The sequence below is a fragment of the Mesorhizobium sp. P3_A9 genome (assembly GCF_056402975.1).
The window spans coordinates 15,749-29,377 of the sequence record NZ_JBFUGJ010000007.1; the positions used below are offsets into that span (position 1 = coordinate 15,749).

A 13,629-nucleotide genomic window follows, 5' to 3' on the forward strand; every position below is an offset into this window, starting at 1 on the left:
CCCGTTTCGATTTTTCTGTCAGACCACTCAGGCGGCGTTTTCTTCGCCTTCGGTCTTCTTGTCGCGGGCGAGTTCCTTACCGGTGGCCTGGTCGACGACCTTCATCGACAGGCGGACCTTGCCGCGCTCGTCGAAGCCCATCAGCTTGACCCAGACCTTGTCGCCTTCCTTGACGACGTCGGAGGTCTTGGCGACCCGGTCGTTGGCAAGCTGCGAGATGTGGACGAGGCCGTCGCGCGGACCGAAGAAGTTGACGAAGGCGCCGAAGTCGGCGGTCTTGACGACCGTGCCTTCGTAGATCTCGCCGACTTCCGGCTCGGCAACGATGGTGTGGATCCACTTCTTCGCCGCCTCGATCTCCTTGGCGTTCGACGAAGCGATCTTGACCGTGCCGTCGTCCTCGATGTTGATCTTGGCGCCGGTCTTCTCGACGATCTCGCGGATGACCTTGCCGCCCGAACCGATGACGTCGCGGATCTTGTCGGTCGGGATGTGCATGACCTCGATGCGCGGTGCGAACTCACCGAGTTCGGGGCGGGCGCCGGTCAGGGCATGCGCCATTTCACCGAGGATATGGAGACGACCGTCCTTGGCCTGGCCAAGCGCGATCTTCATGATCTCTTCGGTGATGCCMTCGATCTTGATRTCCATCTGCAGGGAGGTGATGCCACCTTCGGTGCCGGCGACCTTGAAGTCCATGTCGCCGAGATGATCCTCATCGCCAAGGATGTCGGAGAGCACGGCGAAGCGCTCGCCTTCCTTGATCAGGCCCATGGCGATACCGGCRACGGGCTTCGCCAGCGGCACGCCGGCATCCATCAGCGCCAGCGAAGTGCCGCAGACCGTGGCCATCGACGACGAACCGTTGGACTCGGTGATCTCCGAGACGACGCGCAGCGTGTAGGGGAACTGGTCAGCGCTCGGCAGCATCGGGCGGATAGCGCGCCAGGCGAGCTTGCCRTGGCCGATTTCGCGGCGGCCCGGCGAACCCATGCGGCCGGTCTCACCRACGGAGTAGGGAGGGAAGTTGTAGTGAAGGAGGAACTTCTCCTTGTACATGCCGGTCAGCGAATCGACATACTGCTCGTCCTCGCCGGTRCCSAGCGTGGCAACGACCAGCGCCTGGGTYTCGCCGCGGGTGAACAGCGCCGAACCRTGGGTGCGCGGCAGRACGCCGACTTCGGAGACGATCTTGCGAACGGTGCTCAGGTCGCGACCATCGATGCGCGAGCCGGTGTCGAGGATGTTCCAGCGCACGACCTTGGCCTGCAGTTCCTTGAACACGGAGCCAATCTGTTCGGAGGTGTACTTGGCGTCTTCGCCTTCGGCCGGAGCAAACGCGGCCTTGACCTTCGCCTTGACGGCGTCGACGGCGGCGTAGCGCTTCTGCTTGTCGACGTTCTTGTAGGCAGCGCTGAGCTCGTCGCCGACGATCTTCAGCATCTCGGCTTCAAGCGCGGAATAGTCCGGCGCGGTGAAGTCGCGCGGTTCCTTGGCGGCAACTTCAGCCAGCTTGATGATGGCGTCGATCACCGGCTGGAAGCCCCTGTGGCCGAACATGACGGCGCCGAGCATCAACTCTTCGCCAAGTTCCTTGGCTTCGGACTCGACCATCAGCACGGCGTCGGCGGTGCCGGCGACGACGAGGTCGAGCTTGGATTCCTGCATCTCGTCGACATGCGGATTGAGCACGTATTCGCCGTTGATGTAGCCGACGCGCGCGCCGCCGATCGGACCCATGAAGGGAACGCCCGACAGGGTCAAAGCGGCCGAGGTGGCAACGATCGACAGGATGTCCGGGTCATTTTCGAGATCGTGCTGGACGACGGTAACGACGATCTGGGTGTCGTTCTTGTAGCCAGCGGCGAAGAGCGGACGGATCGGGCGGTCGATGAGGCGGGAAACCAGCGTTTCCTTTTCGCTCGGACGGCCTTCACGCTTGAAATAGCCGCCCGGGATCTTGCCGGCGGCATAGGTCTTTTCCTGGTAATTGACGGTCAGCGGAAAGAAATCGAGGCCCGGCTTGGGCTCCTTCATCGAAACGACGGTGGCCAGAACCTTGGTCTCGCCGTAGGTGGCGAGCACAGCGCCGTCAGCCTGRCGCGCGATCTTGCCGGTTTCGAGRATGAGCGGRCGRCCGCCCCATTCGATTTCCACTTTGTGGTGATTGAACATATCTTGTCCTTAATAAGCGGAAAGGGCCGCGCCGTTTCACGGTGCGCGGATGCCCTTTCCCTGGCTTCCTTTCTCGGGCAGCCACGGGCAAGACAACGGGAAGCTCGGGTAAATTTCGGCGCGGGCTAAGCGCACGAGCGTCCTGCAATCCTGCCCCATGACCGTCCATGGGCGGTTTCGAGTGGCCCTCTGCGCGCTCGAAACCGGGTCTGGCCAATCTATTCGACTGGCAGAATGCGCGACCGGCGGGCTCTCCGAAGAAAGCCCGCCGGTCAATTCGTCAACGGCGCAGACCGAGCTTCTCGATCAACGTCTGGTAGCGCGCGTCATCCTTGCGCTTGAGATAATCAAGCAGGCTGCGGCGCTGGGAGACGAGAGCGAGCAGACCACGGCGGGAATGGTTATCCTTCTTGTGGTCCTTGAAGTGGTCGGTCAGGTTCTTGATGCGCTCGGAAAGGATGGCCACCTGGACTTCCGGAGACCCGGTATCGCCCTTGGCGGTTGCGAATTCACCCATCAATTCCTGTTTGCGCTCGGCAGTAATCGACATCGTGTTTTTCCTTATCTGTTTGAGGAAACGGGTCGCCCTCAGCCGGGATGTCGTCCAGCAGGGGCCGGTGCAAGCAAAAGCGTCTTGGCGCTATGCTGCGGCGCATATAGTGCAATTCCCGGCAAAACACCAGCCCAATTCACGAAGCCGGCTTTTCGCGCCAAACCGGCAAGTTTTTCGCTTTTATAGCCACTTCTTCCGCTTGAAGAAGACGATCAGCCCGACAGCAACGGCCAGCATGAACAGCAGCGAAGCCGGATAGCCATAATAGGCCTTCAGTTCCGGCATATTCCACGGCGAACTCTCAGGGTCGAAATTCATGCCCCATATGCCAACCAGGAAGGTGAGCGGCATGAAGATCACCGAGACGATGGTCAGGTAGGAGATAACGTCGTTGGTGCGCGCCTGGCTCAGCGACAGATGCATTTCGATCAGGCCGGTCAGCATGTCGCGCTGGTTCTCGACCAGCTCGATCAGCCGCAGCGCATGGTCGAGCGTGTCGTTGAAGAAGATTTTCGTTTCAGGCTTCACATAGGGCACATCGTTGCGGATCAGCGTCGCCAGCGCATCGCGCATCGGCCACAGCACACCTTTCAACACATTGGCGTCGCGTCGCAATTCGTGCAGCTGCCGCATCTGATGCTTGTGCGGCGTGGTCAGCATCTCGTCCTCGATGCCATCGACCTCATCGCTTGCCGTCTCGATCGGCGGGAAGTAGCTGTCGACGATGGCATCGATCAGCGCGTAGGCAAGATAATCGGCACCGCGCGAACGCAACCGGTTGGGCAGGGAGGCGGCAATGCGCTTGCGCACGGGATCGAAGGGATCGCCTTCGCGCTCCTGGAAGGTGACGACGAAATTCTTGCCGAAGAACACSGCGATCTGYTCRTAGCGRTGCRCSKTGACGTCGTCGATCATMCKSAYGACGACGAAGGCRTGGTCYTCGAAGAAATCKACCTTCGGCCGCTGGCCGGTRTTGACGACATCTTCCAGCGCCAGCGGATGCAGGCTGAAGATCCGGCCGATCTCCTCGATCAGCTGGATGTTGGCGAGGCCCGTGCAATCCAGCCAGACGACCGGCCAGCTGTCACAATGGGTGTTGAGGTCATCGATGCTGGCATTGTCGATGGTCTCGAATTTTTCCGGCGAAATCAGCGTCAGCCTGAGCTCGCTGCGCCGCGCCGCCGGATCGGCGATCAGCGTACCCGGCGAAGCGCCGACCGGTGGCCGCCGCGTCTTCACCGGCGCCCGCTTCTTCACCGCCTCGGCCTTTGCCATGTGTCCCTCGAGCGTAGAGTCGACGTGAAGGTAGCCGAGAGCTGTCAGCCGGCAAAGACCCGCTTCGGCTTGAACATGCCTTGCTCGATGGCGCCAATAGCAACCAGCTTGCCGCGGGCGGTCGCGCAGGCTTCCTCGGCCTCCACGGGCGCGTCGCGACCACGGATAATGACCGGATTGCCGAGGCGGATCTTTGTCGCCGCATCATCGCTGATGGCGATCTGCGGCAGGCAGTCGAGAGCCGCTGAGGTATCGACAAGAAGCGCGTCAATCGCGCCGAAGTCTATGGGCACTTCAATTGTATCAGCATCGTCGGCAGACTCAGGCTTCTCCTCACCTTGCACGCCGAAGCGAGCAGCCTCGAGTTCGGCGATGGTGACGAAATCCTCAGGCGTGAACGGCTCGACCTCGACCCGGCGCAGGTTGGAAATATGGCCGAAGCAGCCGAGGTCGCGGCCCATGTCGCGGGCCAGCGAGCGCACATAGGTGCCCTTGCCGCATTCGACCTCGAAAACGGTGTCGTCGGCGTGGTGCTCGATGATGTCCAGACGCCCGATCTCGATCTCGCGCGCGGGAATGTCGACCGTCTCGCCTTCGCGGGCGAGGTCATAGGCGCGTTCGCCAGCGATCTTGATGGCCGAGAATTGCGGCGGCGTCTGCATGATGACGCCGGTGTATTTCGGCAGCAGCGCCTTGATCTCGGCTTCCGCCGGACGCAGGTCGGAACTCTTCGTCACCGGCCCTTCAAGATCGTCGGTGGAGCGCTCCTGGCCCCAGGCAACGGTGAAGCGATAGATCTTGGCGCCGTCTTGCACATAGGGCACGGTCTTGGTCGCTTCGCCGAGCGCGATCGGCAGCATGCCGGACGCCAGCGGATCGAGCGTACCGGCATGGCCGGCCTTTTCCGCCTGGAACAGCCATTTGATCTTGGACACGGCCTCGGTCGAGCCCATGCCGACCGGCTTGTCCAGCACCACCCAGCCGGAGATCGGCCGGCCCTTTTTCTTGCCGCGACGCCCCATTATTCCACGTCCTTGGTATCTTTGGCCTTGTCGTCTTTGGCCTTGTCGTCGTTGTTCTGGCCTTCGGCACCCAGATCACGCGCCACCTCGGGCGACTTCAGGAGATCGTTGATCCTGGCGAAATTGTCGAAGGATGTGTCGAGCTTGAAGCGGAACTCCGGCATGAACTTCATCTGCCGCAGTGCGCCGGAGACACGGCCACGGACGAATTTCGCATGCTTGTTCAGCGCCTCGATCACCGCCTCGGCGTCCTTGGCACCAAGTGGCGAGACGAAAGCGGTTGCGACCCTGAGGTCGGGTGACATGCGCACCTCCGAGACCGAAACCACGGTGTTCTCGATCAGCGGATCGATGATCTCACCGCGCTGCAAGGTTTCGGAGAGCGCATGGCGCACCTGTTCGGCAACGCGCAGCATACGCTGGGATGGGCTGGATGTGGTTGGACGGGGCATTTTTCTCAATCCTGAAAGCGTGGGGCGCGGGATGGGACCGTGCCGCATGTCTCAAATGTGATGGGCGGCGGTCTTTCGACCACCGCCCGAGACAGACAAGTTACTCGAACTCAGAGTGTCCGGGTCACCATCTCGACGCGGAAGCACTCGATGACGTCACCGACGCGCATGTCCTCGTAGTTCTGGAAGGCCATGCCGCACTCCTGGCCGCCGGGGACTTCCGAAACTTCGTCCTTGAAGCGCTTGAGCGTCTTCAGCGTGCCTTCGTGGATGACGACGTTGTCGCGGATCAGGCGCACGCCCGCGCCACGCTCGACCTTGCCTTCGGTGACACGGCAGCCGGCGATCTTGCCGACCTTGGTGATGTCGAAGATCTCGAGGATCTCGGCATTGCCGATGAAGGTCTCGCGACGCTCCGGCGACAGCAGGCCCGACAGAGCCGCTTTCACATCATCCACGAGGTTGTAGATGATCGAGTAATAGCGGATCTCGATGCCCGCGGCCGCGGCCGCGGCACGTGCCTGCACGTTGGCGCGAACGTTAAAGCCGATGATCGCCGCACCCGACGTTTCAGCCAGCGAGACATCGCTTTCGGTGATGGCGCCGGCGCCGGCATGGACGATGCGCGCACGCACCTCGTCGGTGCCGAGCTTGTCCAACGCGGCGTTGATGGCTTCGATCGAACCCTGCACGTCACCCTTGATGACCAGCGGGAATTCCTTCAGCCCGCTCGTCTGCAGCTGCGACATCATCTGTTCGAGCGAGCCGCGCTGGCCGGCATGCTTGGCCACAGCCTTCTCGCGTGCCAGACGCTGGCGATACTCGGTGATCTCGCGAGCGCGGGCCTCGTTGTTGACCACGGCGAAGCGGTCGCCAGCCTGCGGGGTTCCCTGAAGGCCGAGCACCTCGACCGGCATTGCCGGCGGCGCTTCCTTGATCTGTTCGCCGCGATCGTTGACCAGCGCGCGCACCCGGCCCCATTCGTTGCCGGCAACAAGGATGTCGCCGGGCATCAGCGTGCCGGTCTGCACCAGCACGGTGGCAACGGGGCCACGGCCCTTGTCGAGCTGCGCCTCGATGACGACGCCTTCGGCGGTACGATCTGGATTGGCCTTCAGGTCGAGGATTTCGGCCTGCAGCAGGATCGCCTCGAGCAGCTTGTCGAGATTGGTACCCTTGGTCGCCGACACTTCGACGTCCAGCACYTCACCGCCCATMGATTCGACGAAGACYTCATGGCGCAGCAGYTCSGAGCGAACCTTCTGCGGRTCGGCGTCRTGCTTGTCGATYTTGTTGATSGCSACGATGATCGGAACGCCGGCCGCCTTGGCATGGCTGATCGATTCGATCGTCTGCGGCATGACGCTGTCGTCGGCCGCCACCACCAGGATGGCRATGTCGGTGGCCTGGGCGCCGCGGGCGCGCATCGCCGTGAAGGCRGCGTGGCCGGGCGTGTCGATGAAGGTGATCTTGTGACCATTCTTCTCGACCTGRTAGGCRCCGATATGCTGGGTGATGCCGCCGGCCTCGCCGGAGACGACATTGGCATTGCGGATSGCRTCGAGCAGCGAGGTCTTGCCGTGRTCGACATGGCCCATGATGGTCACGACAGGCGGACGCGACACCAGGTCCTCGGTGTTGTCGGCGATGTTGAACAGGCCTTCCTCGATGTCGGACTCGGCGACGCGGCGGACCGTATGGCCGAACTCGGTGGCGACCAGCTCGGCCGTGTCGGCGTCGATGACGTCGCCCGGCTTCAGGATCTGGCCCTGCTTCATGAAGTACTTCACCAGATCGACCGCACGCTCGGACATGCGCTGCGCCAGTTCCTGGATGGTGATGGTCTCCGGCAGGATCACTTCGCGCATGACTTTCTCGCGCGGCTCATTGTGCATCGCGCGTTTGAATTTTTCCTGGCGACGACGCATCGACGACAGCGAACGGGCCCGCGCATCCTCGTCGGATAGCGCGGAATTCAGCGTCAGCTTGCCACGGCGGCGGTCTTCCTCGCTTTTGGTCGGCTTGGCCGGACGCGCCACTTCGGGCGTGACCAGACGGCGCACTGGCGCACCGGCTACGGCCCGCTTCGGCTTGACCTCTTCCTCGTCATCGGCGGTTGCCAATTCAGCGGCTTGCGGCGCCCGGCGGCGCGCCTCTTCCTCGGCGCGGCGGCGGGATTCGGCCTCGGTCTGCAACCGTGCCTCTTCCTCGGCCTGGCGGCGCGCGGAGTCCTCGCGTTCGCGCTTGCGGCGCTCTTCGTCATCGGCGCGGCGCTTGGCATCTTCGGCGGCGCGCTGGCGGTCTTCGACCTCGCGGACCTTCGAGCCCTCAAGCGCCCTGCGGCGCGCTTCCATTTCGCTGCGCGACAGCTCGTTCAGCACCATACCGCCACGTTCGACCGGGGCTGGTGGTGGCGGCGGAGGAGGCGGAGGAGGTGCCTTGGGCGCTTCCTGTACGACAGGCGCGGCCACAACCACCGGCTTCGGTGTGAAGACGGGAGCAGCGACCGGCTCCGGCTTGTCGCCGGGCATCGAAAATTTGCGCTTCTTGGTTTCGACGACGACCTGCTTGGTGCGGCCGTGCGAGAAGTTCTGACGCACAGTGCCCTGCTCCATGCCGGGGCGCTTCAGCGTCAAGGTCTTCTTCGGCGTCACACTCAGCGTATTGTCGTCACCCGATTTCGTATCGCTCATTCCATATCCTCTGCGGCATCATCTTCGTCAGCAACAGCCGCAAGCATTGCCAAATCGTCCGGGGTACCGCCCCGATATCGGTCGAGCGCAACCATGCGCTTCTGGACCGCCTTGCCCGCGTCTCCCGCGAGAACGGCAGCATGTATCACATTTGTGCCCCCCAATGCCAAGCTCAACTCGGCCTCGGAGAAAAGTTTGTAGGCAAGGATGGAAGGGCCGCCGAGATGGACAGTCGCCCGTCGCGCCTGGCTGATCTTGCGCACGCCGTCGTCTGACGCTTCGGTTGCGTGGAGCACAAAAAGCGCCAGCCCGCCGCGCACCGCACTCTCTACCTTGGTAGCACCAAGAGAAATCGCGCCTGCCTTGCGGGCGAGACCCAGCATGCCCAGAGCGGATCTGGAAAGCAGCCCATCGACCATGCCGCCAAGATCCGGCGGCACAACCACCTGTGCCTTGAAGGCGCGGGCAAAAAGGTTCTTGGCCGCCGCCTTGTCAATATGTAGGCGGTCAGCGCTCACCCAGCAACCACGGCCGGGCAGATTTCTCTTGAGATCGGGAACGACGGCCGAATCCGGGCCGACGACGAACCGGATCAATTCATCCGGTTCGGCCTGCTTGCGTGTAACGATGCAGGTGCGATCGTTCATCTCGTCCAGGGGCGGGTTCGGTGCGATGCGGTTTCACCTCACGCACCGACGGCTTCGTCAGCCGACACTTCTTCGGCCGCAAGCTCGTCTTCGGTGATCCAGCCGGCCTTGAGGCGGGCATTGAGAACCATCTGCTCGGCATCGGCGCGCGACACGCCGTGATTGGCGAGCACGCCCGGGAATACCTTGGTCTCGCCGTCCTTGCGTTCCTTCCAGCCGGTCAGGTCATCAGCGGCATAGCCGGCGAAATCCTCGATCGTCTTCACGCCGTCCTCGCCGAGCGTCACCAGCATGGCGGTGGTGATGCCGGGGATTTCGCGCAGCTCGTCCGCGACGCCGAGCGCCTTGCGCTTGTCGTCGTGCTCGGCCTCGATCTTCTCCAGATATTCGCGGGCGCGGGTCTGGATTTCCGAAGCGGTATCTTCGTCGAAGCCGTCGATCGAGGCGATCTCACCAGAGTCGACATAGGCGACTTCCTCAACGCTGGTGAAGCCTTCGGAGGCCAGCACCTGGCCGACCATCTCGTCGACGTCGAGGGCTTCCATGAACAGCGCCGAGCGCTCGACGAATTCCTTCTGGCGGCGCTCGGATTCCTCGGCTTCGGTCAGGATGTCGATGTCCCAGCCGGTGAGCTGCGAGGCGAGACGCACGTTCTGGCCGCGGCGGCCGATGGCCAGCGACAGCTGATCGTCGGGAACCACCACCTCGATGCGCTCGGCGTCCTCGTCGAGCACGACCTTGGCGACTTCCGCCGGCTGCAGCGCGTTGACGATGAAAGAGGCAGCCGAAGGCGACCACGGAATGATGTCGATCTTCTCGCCCTGCAATTCGCCGACGACGGCCTGGACGCGGCTGCCGCGCATACCGACGCAGGCGCCGACCGGATCGATCGAACTGTCCCGCGAGATGACGGCGATCTTGGCGCGCGAGCCCGGATCGCGGGCAACCGACTTGATCTCGATGATGCCGTCATAGATTTCCGGCACTTCCATGGTGAAGAGCTTGGCCATGAACTGCGGATGGGTGCGCGACAGGAAGATCTGCGGGCCGCGCTGCTCGCGACGCACGTCGTAGACATAGGCGCGGACGCGGTCGCCATACTTGTAGTTCTCACGCGGAATCAGCTCGTCACGGCGGATGATCGCCTCGCCACGGCCGAGGTCGACAATGACGTTGCCGTATTCGACGCGCTTGACGGTGCCGTTGACGATCTCGCCGATGCGATCCTTGTATTCGTCGTACTGGCGGTCACGCTCGGCCTCGCGCACCTTCTGCACGATGACCTGCTTGGCCGACTGGGCGGCGATGCGGCCGAAATCCATCGGCGGCAGCTGTTCGGCGATGAAGTCGCCAAGCTGGGCGTCGGGATTGCGCTCGCGGGCCGAGGAAATGGCGATCTGCGTGGCGTAGTCGTCGACCTTTTCGACCACTTCCATCAGCCGCTGCAGCTTCATCTCGCCGGTGTTCGGGTTGATGTCGGCGCGGATGTTGGTTTCCTGGCCATAACGCGAGCGCGCCGCCTTCTGGATCGCATCGGCCATGGCGGCGATGACGATCGACTTGTCGATCGACTTTTCACGCGCGACCGCATCGGCAATCTGCAGCAGTTCAAGTCTGTTGGCGCTAACAACCATCTTATTTCTCCCGAGCTTGTTGCCGAGCTTTTACGCCCGGCCGCTCAATCATAGTTCCTGTTCGATTTCGTCTTCCGCGCCGCCTTCAGCACCCTCGGGGGCATCATCAGGCTCGCCGCGGCGTTTCTTGGCTTCCTTGCGTTCCCGGTTGTCCTTCGACAACGCCTCACGGATGAGGTCGTCGGTAAGGATCAGCCGCACATCGGCGATCGCGTCATAGGGAACGCGCACCGTCGGCTCCTCGCCATAGGCCGCCTTGTCGCGCTCGATCAGCACGTCGTTTTCACCGGCCTCGGCGATCTTGCCCTTGAAGCGCTTGCGATCGGCGACGACGACCGATGTTTCCATCTTCACCAGATGACCGGTCCAGGTTACAAAATCCGATTTGCGCACCAACGGCCGGTCGATGCCGGGCGAAGACACTTCGAGATGATAGGCCTTTTCGATCGGATCATCGACATCGAGCGCCGGCGATACCGCGCGGCTGACCTCTTCGCAATCCTCGACTGTCATGGTGCCGTCGTCGCGCTCGGCCATGATCTGCAGCGTCAGCCCGTTCTGGCCGGACAGATGCACGCGCACCAGGCGAAAGCCGATGCCGCGCAGCACCGGCTGGACGATCAGCGCAATGCGCGCATCGATGCCGCTTTCGCGGATGATGCGGTCGTCACCTTCGCTTGCCGTTGCAGTCATCAAGTACCTGTCGTTCGTTTCGAACCTATCGGCAGGTAATAAAAAAGAGCGGGACCGGGTGGACCCACTCTTCGTCATACCGACCAAGAATTTGAGGCTGATATAGACGAACACGGCCGGTGTTTCAAGCCCGCCGTGCCGGGCCGGCAAAAGCCCTGACAGCATCAGCCTTGCTCCAGGCGCATGGCGCCCATGCGGCAATCCCCCTGTGACAGCCTGCGGTGCGCTCTTATTTATTAGCCACGACACGAACAGAAGTGGCGCGCGGTGGCGCGCGAAAGGACAAGATCATGAGCAACCGCAGACTATTTTCCGCCTTGGGCAATCTCTTCACCACATTCGGCAGCGCTATCGCCGCATCGCGCGCCGTGGAAGCCGGCCGTAAGCCGCGCGCTGACGATTTGCGCGCGCTCGGCATGGACCCAGCCATCTTCAATAGGATTGGCCGTTTCTGAAAACTTCGCGAGAGGCGTCGTGACGGCGCCTATTTCCTGACAAAGGTCAGATAGGCCGGCCGACGGCCCTCGCGGATGGCCTTCGCCTCGTAACGCGTACCTGGCCAGCCCTCGTAAGGGCCGTGCCAGTCGGCAGCCCCAGATGCCTGCCATGCGAAGGCACCATGCGCCCGGCAATGCAGCAAGGTCCAGTTCACATAGGTGTCGATATCGGACGCGAAGCGGAATTTTGAACCCGGCTTCAGGACGCGCGCGAAACGGTCGAGATTGACCGGGCTGACGAAGCGCCGCTTCCAGTGCTTCTTCTTCGGCCACGGATCGGGATAGAGAAGGTCAATGCCGTCGAGCGAGGCCGGCGGCAGCCAGTCGAGCAGCCGGGTGGCGTCATCGTCATGGACCCTGAGATTGGCCAGTGGCCTTGCTCGCACCGCCATCATCATCTTGGCCATGCCGTTGACGAAGGGTTCGACACCGATGAAGCCTATCGTCGGCGCCTCGATCGCCCGGTGCAGAAGATGTTCGCCGCCGCCAAAGCCGATCTCGAGTCGGACAGCCGAAACGTCAGTTTCAAACAGAGTGCGCAGATTCGACGGCGCTTCGGCCGTCAGATCGAGCCGATAGGCGTCGAGCCCGCTTTCCAGGGCCGCTGCCTGCTGCGGGCGRAYGGKCTTGCCGCGCCGGCGACCGAAAAAAGCTTCGSTCGCACGGYTTGGCCTGTCTTGCGGGCTCATCTGGTGGCAGGTCTGTCGTGGCACTCAGGCCGCGACAGCATCCTTGAGCGCCTTGGCGAGATCGGTCTTTTCCCAGGAGAAAGACCCGTCACGGCCAGCCTTGCGGCCGAAATGGCCGTAAGACGACGTCTTGGCGTAGATCGGCTTGTTGAGGTCGAGATGGCGGCGGATGCCTGACGGCGACAGGTCCATCACGGTGCGCAGCGCATCCTCGAGCTTTGCCTCGTCGACCTTGCCGGTGCCGTGCAGGTCGACATAGACCGACAAAGGCTGGGCAACGCCGATGGCGTAGGAAAGCTGGATGGTGCAGCGGTCGGCAAGTTTCGCCGCCACGACATTCTTGGCCAGATAGCGCGCCGCGTAGGCCGCCGAACGGTCGACCTTGGTGGTGTCCTTGCCGGAGAACGCGCCGCCGCCATGCGGTGCCGCGCCACCATAGGTGTCGACGATGATCTTGCGGCCGGTAAGGCCGGCGTCGCCGTCCGGACCGCCGATGACGAACTTACCGGTCGGGTTGATGTACCACATGCAATCGTCGGCAATCTTGAGGTCGCCAAGTGCCTCGCGGATGTAGGGTTCGACGACCTTGCGGACCTTGTTTGAATCCCACGTGGCGTCGAGATGCTGAGTCGACAGCACGATCTGCGTTGCCTCGGCGGCCTTGCCGTCAATGTAGCGGACAGTAACCTGGCTCTTCGCGTCCGGGCCGAGCTTGCCGGCCTCGCCATTGTTTTCGTGACGGGCGGCGGCCAGAAGTTCCAGGATCTTGTGGCTGTAGTAGATCGGCGCCGGCATCAGGTCCGGCGTCTCGCGGCAGGCGTAACCGAACATGATGCCCTGGTCGCCGGCACCTTCCTCGCCCTGGCGGTCGGCGGCGTTGTCGACGCCCTGGCCGATGTCGGGCGACTGGCCGTGCAGGAGAACCTCGATCTTGGCGGTCTTCCAGTGGAAACCGGCCTGTTCGTAGCCGATCTCGCGAATCGCCTTGCGGGCGACCGACTTGAACTTGGCTGGGTTGATGATCGAATGTCCGGCCGCRTCCTTGAGGATATTGCCGGCCTTGTCCTTCTTCAGCAGCGTCTCGGGGACGCGCACTTCGCCGGCGATGACGACACGGTTGGTGGTGGCGAGCGTCTCGCAGGCGACACGGACTTTCCATGGGTCCATGCCGGTCTTCTTGGCTTCGCGGTAGACCAGATCGACAATTTCGTCGGAGATCCGGTCACAGACTTTGTCGGGATGGCCCTCGGCAACGGATTCCGAGGTAAAGAAGTAGTTCTGCCGCGTCACGGGTGTCCC

12 protein-coding genes are annotated in these 13,629 nt (G+C 62.8%); 1 reads left to right on the plus strand and 11 read right to left on the minus strand.

Going from position 1 to position 13,629, the window contains the following annotated elements; genetic code table 11:
- Nucleotides 1–27 precede the first annotated feature (27 nt).
- The 9 genes from pnp to rimP all read right to left on the minus strand — a co-directional run bounded on the left by pnp (nucleotide 28) and on the right by rimP (nucleotide 11,144).
- The gene (gene pnp, locus AC1DX0_RS02575) at nucleotides 28–2,175 is read right to left on the minus strand and encodes a polyribonucleotide nucleotidyltransferase (protein ID WP_477354189.1); all 2,148 of its coding nucleotides are present in this window, start codon (nucleotides 2,173–2,175) and stop codon (nucleotides 28–30) included.
- A 280-nt stretch (nucleotides 2,176–2,455) separates the two neighbouring features.
- Nucleotides 2,456–2,725 (minus strand): 30S ribosomal protein S15, encoded by a 270-nt coding sequence (gene rpsO / locus AC1DX0_RS02580; RefSeq protein ID WP_006202929.1) that lies wholly within the window; start codon nucleotides 2,723–2,725, stop codon nucleotides 2,456–2,458.
- Between the two features lie 183 nt (nucleotides 2,726–2,908).
- Nucleotides 2,909–4,003 carry a magnesium/cobalt transporter CorA gene (gene corA, locus AC1DX0_RS02585; RefSeq protein WP_477354192.1) on the minus strand — a complete coding sequence of 365 codons (1,095 nt, stop codon included), beginning with the start codon at nucleotides 4,001–4,003 and terminating at the stop codon, nucleotides 2,909–2,911.
- 44 nt (nucleotides 4,004–4,047) lie between these two features.
- Nucleotides 4,048–5,025: a tRNA pseudouridine(55) synthase TruB gene (gene truB / locus AC1DX0_RS02590; protein WP_477223022.1), complete on the minus strand. Its 978-nt coding sequence runs from the start codon at nucleotides 5,023–5,025 to the stop codon at nucleotides 4,048–4,050.
- Entirely contained in the window at nucleotides 5,025–5,477 is a 453-nt protein-coding gene (rbfA, locus tag AC1DX0_RS02595; RefSeq protein ID WP_477223023.1) for a 30S ribosome-binding factor RbfA, read from the minus strand. The genes truB and rbfA overlap by 1 nt, the downstream gene beginning before the upstream one ends.
- A 110-nt stretch (nucleotides 5,478–5,587) precedes the next feature.
- Nucleotides 5,588–8,170, minus strand: a complete 2,583-nt coding sequence (infB, locus tag AC1DX0_RS02600; protein ID WP_477223024.1) for a translation initiation factor IF-2 — start codon at nucleotides 8,168–8,170, stop codon at nucleotides 5,588–5,590.
- Nucleotides 8,167–8,817, minus strand: a complete 651-nt coding sequence (locus AC1DX0_RS02605; protein WP_477223025.1) for an RNA-binding protein — start codon at nucleotides 8,815–8,817, stop codon at nucleotides 8,167–8,169. The genes infB and AC1DX0_RS02605 overlap by 4 nt, the downstream gene beginning before the upstream one ends.
- A gap of 38 nt (nucleotides 8,818–8,855) precedes the next feature.
- Nucleotides 8,856–10,451, minus strand: coding sequence for a transcription termination factor NusA (gene nusA / locus AC1DX0_RS02610; RefSeq protein WP_477223026.1), 1,596 nt, complete (start codon nucleotides 10,449–10,451; stop codon nucleotides 8,856–8,858).
- A 48-nt stretch (nucleotides 10,452–10,499) separates the two neighbouring features.
- Nucleotides 10,500–11,144: a ribosome maturation factor RimP gene (gene rimP, locus AC1DX0_RS02615; protein ID WP_477223171.1), complete on the minus strand. Its 645-nt coding sequence runs from the start codon at nucleotides 11,142–11,144 to the stop codon at nucleotides 10,500–10,502.
- A gap of 290 nt (nucleotides 11,145–11,434) precedes the next feature.
- Here rimP and AC1DX0_RS02620 point away from each other — a divergent pair, with 290 nt between their 5' ends.
- The gene (locus AC1DX0_RS02620) at nucleotides 11,435–11,599 is read left to right on the plus strand and encodes a hypothetical protein (RefSeq protein WP_477223027.1); all 165 of its coding nucleotides are present in this window, start codon (nucleotides 11,435–11,437) and stop codon (nucleotides 11,597–11,599) included.
- A 29-nt stretch (nucleotides 11,600–11,628) separates the two neighbouring features.
- Here AC1DX0_RS02620 and trmB read toward each other — a convergent pair whose 3' ends face one another.
- Together trmB and metK are read right to left on the minus strand one after the other, a co-directional pair.
- A complete protein-coding gene (trmB, locus tag AC1DX0_RS02625) occupies nucleotides 11,629–12,330 on the minus strand; it encodes a tRNA (guanine(46)-N(7))-methyltransferase TrmB (protein ID WP_477354212.1) in 702 nt (233 codons plus the stop codon).
- A gap of 24 nt (nucleotides 12,331–12,354) precedes the next feature.
- The gene (metK, locus tag AC1DX0_RS02630; RefSeq protein WP_477223028.1) at nucleotides 12,355–13,620 is read right to left on the minus strand and encodes a methionine adenosyltransferase; all 1,266 of its coding nucleotides are present in this window, start codon (nucleotides 13,618–13,620) and stop codon (nucleotides 12,355–12,357) included.
- Nucleotides 13,621–13,629: the final 9 nt, after the last annotated feature.

What these genes read in the sequence shown, in the direction of transcription:
- rpsO (WP_006202929.1), bottom strand. Translation starts at nt 2,725, where the DNA reads ATGTCGATTACTGCCGAGCGCAAACAGGAATTGATGGGTGAATTCGCA.
- truB (WP_477223022.1), bottom strand. Translation starts at nt 5,025, where the DNA reads ATGGGGCGTCGCGGCAAGAAAAAGGGCCGGCCGATCTCCGGCTGGGTG.
- rbfA (WP_477223023.1), bottom strand. Translation starts at nt 5,477, where the DNA reads ATGCCCCGTCCAACCACATCCAGCCCATCCCAGCGTATGCTGCGCGTT.
- AC1DX0_RS02605 (WP_477223025.1), bottom strand. Translation starts at nt 8,817, where the DNA reads ATGAACGATCGCACCTGCATCGTTACACGCAAGCAGGCCGAACCGGAT.
- nusA (WP_477223026.1), bottom strand. Translation starts at nt 10,451, where the DNA reads ATGGTTGTTAGCGCCAACAGACTTGAACTGCTGCAGATTGCCGATGCG.
- rimP (WP_477223171.1), bottom strand. Translation starts at nt 11,144, where the DNA reads ATGACTGCAACGGCAAGCGAAGGTGACGACCGCATCATCCGCGAAAGC.
- AC1DX0_RS02620 (WP_477223027.1), top strand. Translation starts at nt 11,435, where the DNA reads ATGAGCAACCGCAGACTATTTTCCGCCTTGGGCAATCTCTTCACCACA.